The organism is Enterobacter sp. Crenshaw (genome assembly GCF_024734705.1).
GTDB classification, from domain to species: Bacteria; Pseudomonadota; Gammaproteobacteria; order Enterobacterales; family Enterobacteriaceae; genus Enterobacter; species Enterobacter asburiae_B.
The window spans coordinates 3,062,897-3,078,777 of the sequence record NZ_CP102932.1 but is presented as its reverse complement, the minus strand read 5'-3'; the positions used below and the strand labels follow the sequence as shown (position 1 = coordinate 3,078,777).

Annotated in this window: 14 protein-coding genes and 1 riboswitch; of the genes, 5 read left to right on the top strand and 9 right to left on the bottom strand. The window is 53.1% G+C overall.

Features of this window, described 5'->3' with window-relative positions; genetic code table 11:
* Positions 1–10: 10 nt before the first annotated feature.
* The 3 genes from NWV12_RS14705 to NWV12_RS14695 form a co-directional block, all read right to left on the bottom strand.
* Positions 11–1,387: a diaminobutyrate--2-oxoglutarate transaminase gene (locus NWV12_RS14705; RefSeq protein ID WP_014884533.1), complete on the bottom strand. Its 1,377-nt coding sequence runs from the start codon at positions 1,385–1,387 to the stop codon at positions 11–13.
* A 313-nt stretch (positions 1,388–1,700) separates the two neighbouring features.
* Positions 1,701–2,135, bottom strand: a complete 435-nt coding sequence (locus tag NWV12_RS14700) for a hypothetical protein (RefSeq protein WP_048979969.1) — start codon at positions 2,133–2,135, stop codon at positions 1,701–1,703.
* A gap of 210 nt (positions 2,136–2,345) precedes the next feature.
* Positions 2,346–3,221 (bottom strand): YadA C-terminal domain-containing protein, encoded by an 876-nt coding sequence (locus NWV12_RS14695; RefSeq protein WP_232056979.1) that lies wholly within the window; start codon positions 3,219–3,221, stop codon positions 2,346–2,348.
* Positions 3,222–3,853: 632 nt separating this feature from the next.
* A riboswitch (TPP riboswitch) is annotated at positions 3,854–3,950 on the top strand.
* A 35-nt stretch (positions 3,951–3,985) separates the two neighbouring features.
* Between NWV12_RS14695 and thiM the strand changes: the two genes are divergently transcribed.
* Genes thiM through NWV12_RS14680 form a run of 3 tightly spaced genes read left to right on the top strand, consistent with a single transcriptional unit; the run spans position 3,986 to position 6,342 of the window.
* Positions 3,986–4,756, top strand: a complete 771-nt coding sequence (gene thiM, locus NWV12_RS14690; RefSeq protein ID WP_101744604.1) for a hydroxyethylthiazole kinase — start codon at positions 3,986–3,988, stop codon at positions 4,754–4,756.
* Entirely contained in the window at positions 4,753–5,553 is an 801-nt protein-coding gene (gene thiD, locus NWV12_RS14685) for a bifunctional hydroxymethylpyrimidine kinase/phosphomethylpyrimidine kinase (RefSeq protein WP_048979966.1), read from the top strand. The genes thiM and thiD overlap by 4 nt, the downstream gene beginning before the upstream one ends.
* A 42-nt stretch (positions 5,554–5,595) precedes the next feature.
* Complete coding sequence (locus NWV12_RS14680) at positions 5,596–6,342, top strand: GntR family transcriptional regulator (RefSeq protein ID WP_033146000.1); 747 nt, start codon at positions 5,596–5,598, stop codon at positions 6,340–6,342.
* On the opposite strand, the gene NWV12_RS14675 is transcribed toward NWV12_RS14680, so the two are convergent.
* The 3 genes from NWV12_RS14675 to NWV12_RS14665 are packed head-to-tail and all read right to left on the bottom strand — an operon-like array spanning position 6,316 to position 9,544.
* Complete coding sequence (locus NWV12_RS14675; RefSeq protein WP_048979965.1) at positions 6,316–7,269, bottom strand: PfkB family carbohydrate kinase; 954 nt, start codon at positions 7,267–7,269, stop codon at positions 6,316–6,318. The genes NWV12_RS14680 and NWV12_RS14675 overlap by 27 nt on opposite strands.
* Positions 7,266–8,270, bottom strand: coding sequence for an ADP-ribosylglycohydrolase family protein (locus NWV12_RS14670; protein WP_048979964.1), 1,005 nt, complete (start codon positions 8,268–8,270; stop codon positions 7,266–7,268). The genes NWV12_RS14675 and NWV12_RS14670 overlap by 4 nt, the downstream gene beginning before the upstream one ends.
* The gene (locus NWV12_RS14665) at positions 8,267–9,544 is read right to left on the bottom strand and encodes a nucleoside permease (RefSeq protein WP_033145997.1); all 1,278 of its coding nucleotides are present in this window, start codon (positions 9,542–9,544) and stop codon (positions 8,267–8,269) included. Before NWV12_RS14665 ends, NWV12_RS14670 begins: the two co-directional genes overlap by 4 nt.
* Positions 9,545–9,794: 250 nt before the next feature.
* Between NWV12_RS14665 and fbaB the strand changes: the two genes are divergently transcribed.
* Positions 9,795–10,847, top strand: coding sequence for a class I fructose-bisphosphate aldolase (gene fbaB, locus NWV12_RS14660; protein ID WP_023312424.1), 1,053 nt, complete (start codon positions 9,795–9,797; stop codon positions 10,845–10,847).
* Between the two features lie 68 nt (positions 10,848–10,915).
* Here the strand turns inward: fbaB and yegS are convergent, their stop codons facing one another.
* Entirely contained in the window at positions 10,916–11,815 is a 900-nt protein-coding gene (gene yegS, locus NWV12_RS14655) for a lipid kinase YegS (protein ID WP_047060495.1), read from the bottom strand.
* Positions 11,816–11,956: 141 nt separating this feature from the next.
* Between yegS and NWV12_RS14650 the strand changes: the two genes are divergently transcribed.
* Positions 11,957–12,457 (top strand): DUF523 domain-containing protein, encoded by a 501-nt coding sequence (locus NWV12_RS14650; RefSeq protein ID WP_045887878.1) that lies wholly within the window; start codon positions 11,957–11,959, stop codon positions 12,455–12,457.
* 161 nt (positions 12,458–12,618) lie between these two features.
* Here the strand turns inward: NWV12_RS14650 and yegQ are convergent, their stop codons facing one another.
* Both yegQ and NWV12_RS14640 read right to left on the bottom strand, forming a co-directional pair.
* Positions 12,619–13,980: a tRNA 5-hydroxyuridine modification protein YegQ gene (yegQ, locus tag NWV12_RS14645; protein WP_023312421.1), complete on the bottom strand. Its 1,362-nt coding sequence runs from the start codon at positions 13,978–13,980 to the stop codon at positions 12,619–12,621.
* A 300-nt stretch (positions 13,981–14,280) separates the two neighbouring features.
* Positions 14,281–15,861, bottom strand: a complete 1,581-nt coding sequence (locus tag NWV12_RS14640; protein WP_048980146.1) for an alpha/beta hydrolase — start codon at positions 15,859–15,861, stop codon at positions 14,281–14,283.
* Positions 15,862–15,881: the final 20 nt, after the last annotated feature.

Genomic DNA, 15,881 nt, shown 5'->3' with positions numbered 1-15,881 from the left:
ATAACTCCGGTTACGCCGGGCGAACGCCCGCAGCAAGCAGTGCCTGCTCAAATTTATCCAGGAAGATTTTCAGCTCTTCGTCGCTGATCAGAAGAGACGGCAGCAGACGCAGAACGATACCGTTACGGCCACCGCGCTCCAGAATCAGACCGGCTTCGAAGCACTTCTTCTGAATCAGAGCAGACAGCTCGCCGTCGCCCGGGAAGCAGCCCATGTGGTCAGCGGCTTCGTGTGGCTTAACGATCTCAATACCGATCATCATGCCCAGACCGCGCACGTGGCCGATAACAGGATAGCGTTTCGCCATCTCTTTCAGCTGGCCTTTCAGCCATTCGCCCTGAGCGGCAACTTTGCCCGCGATGTTCTGATCTTTCAGGATTTTCAGCGTCGTCAGACCGGTTGCCATCGCCAGCTGGTTACCGCGGAAGGTACCGGTGTGGTGGCCTGGCGCCCATGCGTCGAACTGCTTTTTGATACCGAGCACGGCCAGCGGCAGACCGCCACCTACGGCTTTAGACATCACGATAATGTCTGGCTCAATGCCCGCGTGTTCGAAGGCGAAGAATTTACCGGTACGGGCAAAGCCAGCCTGAACTTCGTCGAGGATCAGCAGAATGCCGTGTTCCTGAGTCACTTTACGGATGCGCTGCAGCCACTCAGCCGGAGCCGGGTTCACGCCGCCTTCGCCCTGAACGGCTTCCAGAATCACCGCAGCAGGTTTACGCACGCCGCTTTCAACGTCGTTGATCAGGTTATCGAAGTAGTACGTAAGCGCTTTCACGCCCGCTTCACCACCGATACCCAGCGGGCAACGGTACTCGTGCGGGTAAGGCATGAACTGCACTTCTGGCATCATACCGTCAACCGCTTCTTTCGGAGACAGGTTGCCGGTCACGGACAGCGCGCCGTGGGTCATACCGTGGTAACCACCAGAGAAGCTGATGATACCGCTACGACCGGTCACTTTTTTCGCCAGCTTCAGCGCCGCTTCAACGGCGTCAGCACCGGATGGACCGGTGAACTGCAGGCAGTACTCTTTGCCCTGACCAGGCAGCAGAGAGAGCAGGTATTCAGAAAACGCGTCTTTCAGAGGCGTAGTCAGATCCAGGGTATGTAACGGCAAGCCGCTGGTAATGACATTTTGGATGCTTTTCAGCACATCAGGATGGTTATGGCCAAGCGCAAGGGTCCCCGCGCCTGCTAAACAGTCAAGGTATTCTTTATTATCTGCATCGGTGATCCACACGCCTTCTGCTTTAGTAATGGCTAAAGGCAGTTTGCGCGGATAACTCCTGACGTTAGATTCAAACTCGGCCTGACGGGCCAGATAGGTTTCGTTGCTTTTGTGGGCATCTACGGTGTCAATACGGACTTTATCCGTCATCATATCACTCCTACAACCGCCGCTTCGTTATGAGCCACGATTGAATAAAAAGTTAAAAAACAGATGGGGGCCTGAAAAAAACGCCGCCAATATAGAGCCTTTTGCCACGGGGCTCAATGGTTAATTTGTTTACTGTTTTGTGACATGGCGCTCAGGGGAGGGGATATCCCCTTTTTAAGAAAGAAAATTGCACTTTATGGTAAAGAAAAACAGAATGTTACGTGTGTTCTGCCCTGACTGTAAATTCATAAAAAAGAGTGTGACAAATCGTGCCATTCGCTGACCGAAAAGGAGGCAGACTGCCTCCTTGTTCGCTTTATTTCTGCGACACCTGCAAAATGCCGTGGTTACGCCCCGTCGTCTTATTCCAGGACGCCGCCGTAATGCCGTTCTCATTAAGGCTTAGCGATATAACAAAACCATTACCGTGAATCTCATAGAAATGAGCATTCAGACGTTTCACGGTGGCCTTTTTGCCGTTAATGGTGGCGTTAAAAAAGCCGTTTGAAATCGTGGCGTTAACCGCATCCGATGTGAAAGTGGCTTCACGCAAAGGGTCGTGGACCGCAGCTGTTGCGTGCTGCGCCGCATTTTGGGCTTTTGTTTTGTGGATATCACAAGAGCCGTCATTCGCGTTCATCTCAGTGCATCCTGAACGTTCTAATTGAGCACGATAGTGCGCGTTAATCGCATGAGCCGGTGTTGTCGCTACCGTCAACATCAGTGCAATCCATATTAATTGAGTTTTCATGGCTAAACTTTTGTTCACCTTATAAAACGCACAGATAATAGGAGACGTACATCATGCCGATCCAAATACCGACGCCAATGAGCATCAGATACAGGGTCGCTGAAATAATGATATGTCTGAGCATGTTTTTTCTGTCATCGCTATTCTTGCCGGAGGCAAGCAGGTTATTAACTTAATGGCGTAAGTTAATAATGCTTAAGTTGTATTTCGTTAAAATCCCATTCCGACGCCAACTGACGCTCCCATATTATTGGCGGTATCATCAGAGAAGCTCACTTTCGCGATCACATGTGAACTAAAGTTAACGGATGCCCCAACGGCAAGGGCGCTTTCACTATTGTACGTGGCTCCGCCAGCAGAGAACATAACATGCTGATTCGTTTGTACCTGCGGTAATCCTGCCATCGCCATGGCTCCTGAAATACCGGCATTAGCTTGCTTCTTATTATTATCTACTTCATCGTGCAGTGATTTAAATTGCTGGTTGGTATTGTTATTCATTGCCTGTAACGTCTGTTTCGTTGCCAGCAGATCCTGTGCGGTGGCGGTAACTGCCTGGGTATTATTAGCCACTTTAGTTTGTGTTGCTGCGTCTACCTGCATGTGCGTCACGGTGGTCGTCACGCCATCTTTGCCATCTACGCCGTTAGTGGGTTTAGGGGCATTTTCCAGGCTGTCAAGACGGTTATCTTGCACTTTGTTAACGTTTTCCATATTGATAATTTCTGTGCCGTTCGTCATAACGCCCTGTAAAGCCGCATCGCTTTTTTGATTGGCGGTATCTGCAAGCGCACCAGCAAGCAAGGCTTTTTGGTAAGCGTCATTTGTGGCTTGCTCAATAACCAAAACACCTAATTTAGTGGATTGAAGGTCGCTATCAACCTGCGTTAAGCGATTTTCAGTTGAGAGATCGCGAGCAATACTATCAACCCTGTTTTGCGTAATTTGGTCTTGATGGTCATTCACAATATCTGTGATTGATGCGTCATCCCAAACGGCAGCAGTAGCGTTGGTAATATTCATGGCGCTACCGGCGACCACCCCAAATATAAAAATAGAAATAACAGATTTATTGAAAAGTTTCATTCGAAGGACTCACATCATTAACGTATTAAAAAACAAAATTAATCAGAACAGTTTTGGCTTTAGTGGCATGTGGATATCTGTATTTCCGTATGTCAAAACAGAATATTCAATGCCCGGACCTTTTTTAGTGGCGTGAATAAACTATCGATTAAACCCAAATTGATGATTTTGATCTAAATCATAAATGATATGAATAAATGAAAGGGCAGGGTGCGGTATCGAGGAGGTTTATTCAATGTATACATTAACTTATGGATTGTGCGATAAATCAAGGGAAGCGTTAAGCTATTGATCAAAGTACAAATGTTTAATATAGTTAAATAAATTAATACTTTCTTATTCTTTCATGCGAAAGAAGTTTTCATGTCTTATAAAAGCGGAGTGAGCACGTAATAAATAATAAAAATAATAGTCTCAGCAAAAGTACGTAATAAAATTTTTCAATAACGCATTAACAATTACTGAACCAGAATTAACTAAAGCGTAATAAATGTTGGCAAATGACGGGAAAGAGCGCCTGGAGATTTCCGCTGTGACAAACGGTGTGATAAATCGAAACTCCTTGCGCCTGGCCTGGGGGCGCGGTTACACTACATAACGTTAATGAGTTTTATAACTCACTGTTTTAAAAGTATTTTGACTCGGGGTGCCCTTCTTTGTGAAGGCTGAGAAATACCCGTATTACCTGATCTGGATAATGCCAGCGTAGGGAAGTCAGATGCCTTCCAGGTCATCGCTTCTTCACGCAAGGCAGGAGCGAACCCATGCAGCCTGACCTGCTCGATTTACACGTTTTACACCACTTCCGAACCCGTTCTCCACTGACCCACTGTATGACCAACGATGTCGTACAGACCTTCACGGCCAACGTTTTGCTGGCGCTTGGCGCATCACCCGCGATGGTGATTGAGGCCGAAGAGGCTGAACAGTTTGCCGGCATCGCCGATGCGCTGCTGATTAACGTTGGCACGCTGACCTCGCAGCGCGCCCAGTCGATGCGTCGGGCAATAGAAAGTGCGGTGGCGGCAGGCAAGCCCTGGACGCTGGACCCGGTTGCTGCGGGCGCCCTGACGTTCCGCACCCGTTTTTGCCATCAAATCCTTGCTCTGAAACCGGCCGCCATTCGCGGCAATGCCTCCGAGATTCTGGCCCTTGCCGGAATGAGCGCGGGCGGGCGCGGCGTCGATACAACCGATACCGCAGCCAGCGCGGTGCCTGCTGCGCAGGCGCTGGCTCGCCAGACCAATGCCGTTGTGGTCGTCACCGGCGAGGTGGATTACATCACCGACGGACAACGCACACGCACGATAACGGGCGGCGATCCGTTGATGACGCGCGTAGTGGGAACCGGATGCGCGCTTTCTGCCGTTGTGGCGGCGAGCTGTTCGCTGCCGGGCGACCGGATGGATAACGTCGCTGCCGCCTGCGGATGGATGAAGCGGGCCGGAACGGTGGCCGTTGCGCAGTCACGCGGGCCAGGCAGTTTTGCCAGCGCGTTCCTGGATGCGCTCTATACGCTGGAGGAACAGGCATGAAGCGGATTAACGCCCTGACCATTGCCGGCACCGATCCCAGCGGCGGCGCGGGTATCCAGGCCGATCTCAAAACCTTCTCGGCCCTTGGCGCGTACGGCTGCTCGGTCATTACCGCGCTGGTGGCGCAAAACACGCGCGGCGTGCAGTCGGTCTACCGTATTGAGCCGGATTTTGTTGCCGCGCAGCTGGATTCAGTATTCAGCGATGTGCGCATCGATACCACCAAGATCGGCATGCTGGCCGAGACGGACATTGTGGAGGCGGTGGCCGAGCGGCTTAAACGCTATCAGGTGCAAAACGTGGTGCTGGATACCGTCATGCTGGCAAAAAGCGGCGACCCGCTGCTCTCCACCTCCGCCGTGGAGACGCTGCGTACAAAGCTACTGCCGCAGGTGGCGCTTATCACGCCCAATCTGCCGGAGGCCGCCGCGCTGTTAGGCACATCGCATGCGCAAACTGAACGCGAGATGAAAGCGCAGGGAAACGCGCTGCTGGCGATGGGCTGCGGGGCGGTGCTGATGAAGGGCGGTCATCTGGATGACGCTGAAAGCCCGGACTGGCTCTTTACCCGCGACGGCGAAGTACGCTTTACCGCGCCGCGCGTGCAGACCAAAAACACCCACGGCACGGGCTGCACGGTCTCCGCCGCGCTGGCGGCGCTGCGCCCGCGGCATGAAGGCTGGGCCGATACGGTGCGCGAAGCGAAAACCTGGCTCTCGGCGGCGCTGGCAAAAGCCGATACTCTGGAAGTGGGTCACGGTATTGGGCCGGTTCATCATTTTCATGCATGGTGGTAACCCAGTATACTGGCAGGAAACACCACGCCTGAGAAAACAGAGATGGAACAAGCGCATACCCGGTTAATCGCTCAACTGAATGAACGGATCGCCGCGCCTGACAACACGCCGCTGTACCTGAAATTTGCCGAAACGGTAAAAAACGCAGTGCGCAGCGGGGTGCTGGAGCACGGGAATATTTTGCCCGGCGAGCGCGATCTGAGCCAGTTAACCGGGGTGTCGCGCATCACCGTACGAAAGGCGATGCAGGCGCTCGAGGAAGAGGGCGTGGTCACTCGCTCCCGTGGCTATGGCACGCAAATCAACAATATCTTTGAATATTCGCTGAAAGAGGCGCGCGGTTTTTCCCAGCAGGTGGTGCTGCGCGGCCAAAAGCCTAATACGCTGTGGGTCAACAAGCGGGTGGTGAAGTGCCCGGAAGAGGTCGCAAACCATCTGTCGGTCCCTCCGGACAGCGAGGTCTTTTTGCTCAAGCGCATTCGCTATGTGGATGACGATGCGGTATCGATTGAAGAGTCCTGGGTGCCGGTTGGCCTCATTCCCGATCCGGATGCGATTGGCATTTCGCTGTATGACTACTTCCGAAGTCAGAATATTTTCCCGCAGCGCACCCGTTCACGGGTTAGCGCCCGCATGCCGGACAGCGAGTTTCAGGCGCACATTAAGATGGACGAAAAAATACCGGTGCTGGTGATCAAGCAGGTCGCGCTTGACCAACAGCACCGGCCGATTGAGTACAGCATCAGCTACTGTCGCAGCGATCTATACGTCTTTGTGTGCGAGGAGTAGCGCCTCGCGAGTCGGGGCGCAGTCCCCGCCGCGGTGGCTGACTACCCAGGACGCCACGGCATTCCCCAGCAGAACGGCGTCTGCCAGCGACCATCCCGCCGCCAGCCCGGCAAGCGTGCCGCCCGCGTGGCTGTCGCCAGCGCCAATGGTGTCCACAACCGTCGCCGGGAACGCCGGAACAACGCCCGCACCGTCGCCGTCATACCACGCGGCACCGTCTTTATCATGACGCACAATCAGCGCGGCGCCGAAGCGCTGCTGCCACTCCGCACCCAGGTTGTCAGCCGCTACGCCCAGTCGTTCGGCTGCGATCTCTGCTTCCTGACGATTAAGCGACACGATCGGCCTGCAGGCCATAATCCGCGCCATCAGCGCGTCGGGAATATCCGCGATGCGGGGGCCGAAATCGATAAAGGCCGTCACGTCCTGTAATCCCTCCAGCCAGCGCGTCAGCAGCTCGCCGCACGGTGAGGCCAGCTGATAGCCGGATAAATAGACCAGGCTGTTCGACGGGATGTTAAGCACATCAAGCCAGCGCTGCTGCCACTGGTTCTCCACGCCGCTAAAGGACATAAAGGTGCGCTCGCCGTCTGGCTCCACCAGCGCCAGGCACCAGCCGTTGTCGCCGGTTTCGGCCTCAATGGCGCTGTGCAGATCCTGCTTCGCCATCGCGTTGCGGATAATATCCGCCCAGACGCCGTGGCCGACGGGCAGGGCGTTTTGCGAGGCAATGCCGAGCCGCTTCAGGGCAATGGCAATGTTCAGCGCGCAGCCGCCGATATTCACGCCCTGCTGTTTGAGCTCGATATCGCACCCGCGCCAGGGCAGGGCGTAGGCGTCGGCGATGACGTCAATCACCGCCGCGCCCAGCACCGTTACCGGCCGCGCGGCGTGCAGGGTGTCGAGACGTTGGGCAAACGAATTCATACGCCCTCCCTTTGCTCCCGGTAGTGCAGCAGTTTCGCGCAATAGTGGCCGAAATCGAGCCGGTTAACGGCGTCGAGCTCGGCCTTCAGCGCCGGGTCAATGGCCTGGACGCCGTGGAGCGCGCCGCAGATGGCCGTCGCCATCGCGCCAATGGTGTCGGTATCGCCGCCCAGGTTGGCGCATAAAATGGCGCAGCGGTTTGGGTCGGTTCCCGCCAGTTCGACCATCGCAATGGCCGCCGGAACGGACTCGATGGTGCTGGTTCCAGCCCCCACGAGCTGGTACACCTGCTCGCTGGCGGACTCAACCCCGTTGGCTTCCCGCACGGTCTTAAGCGCCAGCTCAATACGTGCCGCCAGCGATGCGCTGAAGGTGGTGGTTTTCGCCTCCTGCGCATAGCGGGCGATACCCGGCAGCGCATCGACGATGTTCTGCCAGCTTTCGCCGTCGATAGCGCGGGAAACCGCCCAGGCAATCACCACCGCGCCGGCAATGGCAAGGTCCGATTTATGGGTCGGGCTGGAGGCCAGCGCTACCTGCTCAAGAAAGTGTTCCAGACGCGTGGCCGGGAGCAGGCAGCCCAGCGGGGAGGCGCGCATCGCTGCCCCGTTAGTCACGCCGTTGTTGTCCAGTTCGCTAACCGGCTTGCCGTCGCGAATCGCGTTAAGCGCGATTTTTGAGGTCGGGCCGAGCACGTTCTTATTAAACGCGTCGAAATCGAGCGCCCAGCGCAGAATATGCTTGCCGATAACGTCTGCGTTAATCTCCCCGTCGCACTCGATGAGCGCGTCCGCCAGGCACAGCGCCATTGAGGTATCGTCGGTGAACTCTGCCTGTTTGAAATAGCAGGCCGCATTATTCTCTGCCGGGCCGGGTAAAAAACGGTCGATCCAGCCGAAATGCGCCTTGACGCGCTTTCTCGGCCACAGCTCCGACGGCATACCCATCGCATCCCCTAACGCCTGCCCGTAAAGGGCACCGAGAACACGTTCTTGTTTCATTTAACTTCCCCTTGTGTCAGCGCGGCATCGCCATCAACCACCGCAATTGCAGCGATCTCTTTATCCGATTCGCGGAAAAACAGCATAAACAGCACGGCAATCACGGCAATCATGATTGCACCAAACGTCCACATTCCGGCCCAGTTGAAGGTCAGCCCATTCACCGGCTCTTTGTATGCGAACATTTTTTCCATCATCACGCCGCCCAGGCGGTAACCCAGCAGGCTCCCAAAGCCCTGACAGCACAGCGTAATCAGGCCCTGCGCGGCGGTGCGCATGTGCACCGGCGCTTTTTTGTCCACGTAGATGTACGCGGTGACGTAATAGAAGTCGTAGCTCACGCCGTGCAGCAGAATGCCGAGGAACAGCAGGGCGTAGGTGAAGTACTGTTCCGCTCCGCCGTAAACAAAGAACCCGTAGCGGATGGCGGCGGTAATCAGGCCCAGCAGTAAGACCTTCTTAATACCAAAGCGTTTGGTAAAGAACGGCAGGGCGAGCATAAAGAAGATTTCGGAGAACTGGCCGAGCGTCATCCAGCCGGTGGCGTTTTTCATCCCCACTTCGGTGAGATAGCCGTTGGCGAAGATGTAATAGAAGGCCAGCGGCATGGCGAACAGGAACGAGCAGAAGAAGAACACCAGGAAGTTTCTGTCGCGCAGCAGGATCAGCGCGTCCAGCCCGAGCATCACTTTGAAATCCAGCTTGCCGGTACTTTTCGGCGGCGTATTCGGCAGGAACAGGGCAAAGACGCCGAGCAGGGCGGAGCTGGCTGCCGTCATCAGCAGCGGGATATTGGTATCGGAAATATCGCTGTAGCCCAGCATCTGCGGCAGGAAACCGCACGCCAGCCCGGAGGCGATCCAGCCGATGGTACCCATCACGCGGATGCGCGGGAAATCGGCCTCAACGTCGTCCACGTTGGCAAAGGCGATACTGTTGGTCAGCGCGATGGTCGGCATATAGGTCAGGGAGTAAACCAGCAGCAGCGGGAAGAAGGTGCTGAACTGGGTTTGCTGCGCGGCGAAGTACATCAGAATGGCTCCGGCGAACATCAGCACTGACAGCACTTTCTGCGCGGCGAAGAAGCGGTCCGTCAGCGAGCCGACCAGAATCGGGGAGAGGATCGCGGCAATAGCGGTACAGGCGTAAGACCAGCCGATTTCCCCGGCGGTAAAACCGCTTTTGCTCAGCCACAGCCACAGCGGCACAAACCACGCGCCCCAGATAAACCATTCAACAAACATCATGAATGACAGTTGGACTTTCGTTTTCATTTTTTAATCCTGCATGTCAGAGAGGGTACGCCTTTAACATACCACTCAATAATACCTTTTAAATACCTTTGTGGCGATTGTTTGATCAATGTAACAGTTTTGTTGTACACGAATCGAGCCAGCAGATTGTGCTGAAAAAAAAAGCAAAGAGTGGAAAATCTGTTAAGTCGGTACCAGGCTTAGTCTGCCCATAAAAGATGGGACTGGATAAACACACACCGACACGACGTCGGACTTACGGGAGTATCACATGACTGATATTGCGCAGTTGCTTGGCAAAGACGCCGACAGCCTTTTACAGCATCGTTGTATGACCATTCCAGCCGACCAGCTGTATCTGCCTGGTCATGACTACGTTGACCGCGTGATGATCGATAACAACCGTCCGCCTGCGGTCCTGCGAAATATGCAGACGCTTTACAACACCGGGCGGCTCGGCGGCACCGGGTATCTCTCTATTCTGCCGGTGGACCAGGGCGTAGAGCACTCTGCGGGCGCCTCTTTTGCGGCGAACCCGCTCTATTTCGATCCGAAGAACATTGTTGAGCTGGCGATTGAAGCGGGCTGTAACTGCGTGGCCTCTACCTACGGCGTGCTGGCCTCGGTTTCGCGTCGCTATGCCCACCGCATTCCGTTCCTTGTGAAGCTGAACCACAACGAAACCCTTAGCTATCCAACCGAATATGACCAGACCCTCTACGCCAGCGTCGAGCAGGCGTTCAACATGGGCGCGGTGGCGGTAGGGGCGACGATTTACTTCGGCTCTGAACAGTCCCGCCGTCAGATTGAAGAGATCTCCGCGGCGTTTGAGCGCGCGCACGAGCTGGGCATGGTCACCGTACTGTGGGCATATCTGCGCAACAACGCGTTCAAGAAAGACGGCGTGGATTACCACGTGTCGGCCGACCTGACCGGGCAGGCGAACCACCTGGCGGCAACCATCGGCGCGGATATCGTGAAGCAGAAAATGGCCGAGAATAACGGCGGCTACAAAGCGGTGAACTTTGGCTACACCGACGACCGCGTTTACAGCAAGCTGACCAGCGATAACCCGATCGACCTGGTGCGTTACCAGCTGGCGAACTGCTACATGGGCCGTGCGGGGCTGATCAACTCCGGCGGCGCGGCGGGCGGTGATACCGATCTGTCAGATGCGGTGCGTACGGCGGTGATCAACAAACGCGCGGGCGGCATGGGGCTGATCCTTGGCCGCAAGGCGTTTAAGAAATCGATGGCCGACGGCGTGAAGCTGATCAATGCGGTTCAGGACGTCTATCTGGACAGCAAAGTCACGATTGCCTGACGGCTCCATCTCCCTCTCCCCGGTGGGAGAGGGTTGGGTGAGGGCATCATTGCTCACCGTGTGATACATCAGCGCAAAAGCACGCAGTCCGGCGGTAGCCGGCACTGCAGCGCGCCGGGCAACACCTCAATGCGGAACTGCGTTCCGCTCAGCGGCTCTCCGTCGAGGTTAAAGGTCATCCCGTGCGGCGCATTCACTTCAAACCACGCCGATTTCCCGGCGATGATATTTGGACTCTCTTCCGGCTGCGTCAGCGTAGTAAACAGCGCGGGCAGCAGGCCGTCGCCCGTGAAAATACGCAGCTGGAGCTGACCGTCATTAATCAGCGCCTCCGGGCAGAGCTGCTGTCCGCCGCCCGCCTGACGCCCGTTGCCAATCCCAATCACCAGCGCATCACCCTGCCACTGAAAATCCTCGCCGTGAATTTCGCAGCGGTCAGGCTTGAGTGTGTCCATGCGCATCAGGCCGTGGATCAGGTACGACACGCCGCCCAGCGCCGCCTTCAGCTTTTCCGGCGTTTCGCTGGTGATGCGCGTGCCAAACCCGCCCGTCGCCATATTGATAAAGCAGGTTTTATCATTCACCTGCGCAATATCCACAGCGGTGGCCTTGCCGAGGATCGCCAGCTGGAGCGCTTTCTCCAGCTCTTCCGGGATCCCGGCGCTGGTGGCAAAATCATTGGCGGTGCCGAGCGGTAAAATACCCATCACCGGCCGGTTTGCCGGGGAGAGGTCGATAAGCGCTGACGCAATCTCATTGATGGTGCCATCGCCGCCGCCGGAAATGATGGTGCTGACGCCAAGCCCGAGGGCTTCATTGATATAGCGTGCCGCGTCGCCTTTTTCCCACGTCACCCTGACGTGAATGCGCGCGCCGTCATCGCGCAAACCCTGAATTGCCTGACGCAACAGATCGTTGCCCGCGCTTTTGCCATTGAGAATCAATAAACTGTCTGGATAGGTTGCCATCCGCGCTGCTCCCTTTTTTAGCGTTAGTAAGAGTGTATAGCAGAGAGGAAAAAAGCGGGTAAGAACAGGATGAAAGGAACAAAATATGCCCGAAAGCGCGTTACACTCCAGCGATGGTAGTAACGTAATCACAGGAAAGTGATGATGAATAAAATTTTGGTAAGCGCGTGCCTTATGGGCTTTAAGGTTCGTTATAACGGAAGTGAAAAAGCGCGAATGAACGAGCTGCTCGCTCGCTGGCAGCAGGAACAACGTCTGGTTATCCACTGCCCTGAACTTGCGGCCGGGATGCCTGTCCCTCGTCCTCCGGCAGAGATTATGTCCGCTGATGGCAAAGACGTAATGCACGGGCAAGCCAGAATTACTGAAAATACAGGGCAGGATGTGACTGAGCAGTATCAGCTTGCAGCCTGGCTCGCGCTACGCGCTGCTCAGGAGTCGGGGTGTAGCGCAGCGCTATTAACCGATGGCAGCCCCACGTGCGGCAGTCAGTTTATTTATGACGGATCTTTTCGCGGGATCCATAAAGCGGGGAGGGGTGTGGCTGCATCGTTGCTCGCAGAGCATGGGATAGCCGTATTCTCTGAGGGGCAAATCGACGAGCTTATTGCCTGGGTTGAGGAGAGAGAAGGCAAAAAATAAGCCCGCGTAAGGGAGATTACGCAGGCTAAGGAGGTGGTTCCTGGTACAGCTAGCATTTATGGGTTATGTTTTTCAGCGGAGGGATAATACCCGTATTGAACGAAGCGGTATGTGATCCGATTCTAAGAATTATCCCAGCGCGAAAAAATTTCCCTGATTAACTATTTGCCGTGTGGGTTTCGGGTGCTTTCACCGTTGAAGTTACGCATCAGCAGCGCAAACTTCAGCTCCACCTCTTCCGGAACCGGCAGCCAGACGGTATGCCCGTCGCCCGGCGCCACGTCAATCGCCTCGCCTTTGCCGTTTTCCAGATGCTCCAGCGTAAAGTTCATGTTGCCCTGCGGGGTCATCAGCTCCAGGCTGTCGCCTTTGGTGAATTTGTTTTTCACCGCGACGGCCGCCAGCGCGCCTTTGCGCTCGCCGGTAAAGTCACCGACAAACTGCTGGCGCTCGGAAACGGAGTAGCCGTGCTCGTAGTTCTGGTAGTCATCGTGAGTATGACGACGCAGGAAGCCCTCGGTATAGCCGCGGTGCGCCAGGCCTTCCAGGGTTTCCAGCAGGCTGGTATCGAACGGTTTACCTGCCGCCGCGTCGTCGATGGCTTTGCGGTACACCTGCGCGGTGCGCGCGCAGTAGTAATAGGATTTGGTGCGGCCTTCGATCTTCAGGGAGTGCACGCCCATCTGGGTCAGACGCTCAACGTGGGCGATGGCGCGCAGATCTTTCGAGTTCATGATGTAGGTGCCGTGCTCGTCTTCAAAGGCGGTCATGTACTCGCCCGGACGTTTGGCTTCTTCAATCATAAACACGCTGTCGGTTGGCGCGCCGATGCCCAGCGTCGGCTCAACGTTGGTTACCGGAATAGGCTCGTGCTTGTGCACGATATTACCGACGTCATCCTCTTTGCCTTCCTGGACGTTATATTCCCAGCGGCAGGCGTTGGTGCAGGTGCCCTGATTCGGGTCGCGCTTGTTGATATAGCCGGAGAGCAGGCAGCGGCCGGAGTAGGCCATGCACAGCGCGCCGTGAACGAAGATTTCGATTTCCATATCCGGCACCTGGGTGCGGATCTCTTCGATCTCTTCCAGCGAAAGCTCGCGGGACAGGATGACGCGGGTCAGCCCCATCTGCTTCCAGAACTTCACCGTCGCCCAGTTGACGGCGTTAGCCTGGACGGAGAGGTGAATATCCATCTCCGGGAAGTTCTCCCGAACCAGCATGATTAAACCCGGGTCCGACATGATCAGCGCGTCCGGCCCCATATCCACCACCGGCTTCAGGTCGCGGATGAACGTTTTCAGCTTGGCGTTGTGCGGCGCGATGTTCACGACCACGTAGAATTTTTTGCCCAGGGCATGCGCTTCGTTGATGCCGAGCTGCAGGTTCTCGTGGTTGAATTCGTTGTTGCGCACGCGCAGCGAGTAGCGCGGCTGGCCCGCATAAACGGCGTCGGCACCATAGGCGAAAGCGTAACGCATATTTTGCAGCGTTCCCGCCGGGGAAAGGAGTTCCGGTTTAAACATGTTTGTTCTCGTTCTGATGACAGGTCAGATCCGCGTGCACCAGGTGCAGCGGTAAGGGGAGATCCCCCACTTTAAGGGCGGGCATTGTAGCGCCGCGGGGCAGGGAGGTAAAGTGCCGGGTTAACCCACAATTTTTTATTACGTCTAACTGTGGTTTATCACAGTCTAATTTTTTAATCATCAGTTAGTTTTCGTATTTTTATTGAAATAAATTTATCATTGGTGGTTGCTTGTTATTCCTGTATGCTGAATCTTGAGCCGAAACAATAATATTAAGGCTCAAATATATATGAATTATATTTATTTTAAAACGTAGCAGCTCCATTCCTTTTTGAAAGATATGCCAATTCTATTAATGGCGGGGATTTTTTGGTTAATTAAGTAATACAAATCATTAAAGACTGAAAACGCGTCGGCAAAATAACTATGGCCAAGTGAGAATATTGGCTTTCCAATATTGCTAACATCTATAGTGTCTGTACTTTGCAGAACAAGAGGCGGCATAGCATTACCAGCTCTTAGATATCCATGTATTTTACCTGAAATATTTACAGGAATATCGTGTTTTGATGAATATAATGTTACATTTTCGAACTGAGAAAAGCATTTCTCGATGTTTTTCATCTTATCTACATCAACATCTGGAGCTGCTAATACTACCGTATGGATATTTTTTTTCTGTCCATTCCAGCGGTTGATAACATCTAGTAACGCTCTATTTCCCATACTATGAGCAACGATGTGAAGTCTTGTTAAATTTAAGTCTTTAGTAATTAAATCGATAAATTGTTCTAAATGAGATGTACTCCAGTCGATAGTGCTTTCGTCTATGTTATATGAAAGGATCTTGGCTTTAGACGCCCAGCTGAAACAAAAAGCAGCACCATCAAATTTAAGATCGTATTTCAATTGTGCTGCTCTGTACAGTGCATCCTCAAAGCTACAATTATAGCCATGAATGAATAGCATTCCTTCTTTACCTGCATAAGTTTCTTTTAGAGATGACTGCCACTTATCTTTATCTATAAGTTCAATAGAGTGAATGGTTATATGTTGGTAAACATCCTCTTCTGTTTCTTTCCATATTTTCCACCAAGGTGCTGGTCTTTCAATTTCACCATATTCATGAACGTTGGGTATCGTTACAAGTGAACGTCCAAAACGTAATTGTTCACTTAGCGCAACTCCGTTATTCCTTTCATCAGTGAATTGAGTTTTGTCGTTTTTTGTAATGCTCGCTCTATTAGTTCCCCAATATATACTAACGTTGTTGGGGTGTGTTTCTTGGTTAAATGATAATGAGTTATACTGCATTTGGTATAAAATATCAGTTGGTTCTATGATTTGTTTGAGTTCTTCAATGTGTAGAAATTCTTCGCTATGATGAAAATATTGATTAACGCGATGGGAAATATCGAATACCTCACCTTTAGATATTGTTTTTTTATCTGGTGGAGGCAAGTGCTCAACAATGAACTGATAAATGTCATCCGATTTCTTGTACTGTCTTATTTCGTGGTGATATTTATAGTAACTATTGTAAAGTTTCAAAACAGAATCTTTGAAAAGGCTTGATCTTACTATATGATAATGAATGTAATTATCTGAAAGACAGATTTTTATGATATTTTTTAAATCTAAAATGTTATTGGTTTTATCAGGAGAGTTGTTCTTATTTAATTCTTCGGCTAAAGTGCTAATTCGATAATACTCATTTTTCGAGATTAGTTCTTTTAACTTGTTTTTTTGCCTGCTTGGTTCTTTGATAAGTGATAGCTTGAAAATACTTTTGAAGGTTAATCTACTAGTTTCTTGTGCGTTAAAGGATATTTTTATATATAATGCAGCTATTATTTCATTTGAAATACCCATGTTTTCCATATGCATCCCTTAAGTACCTT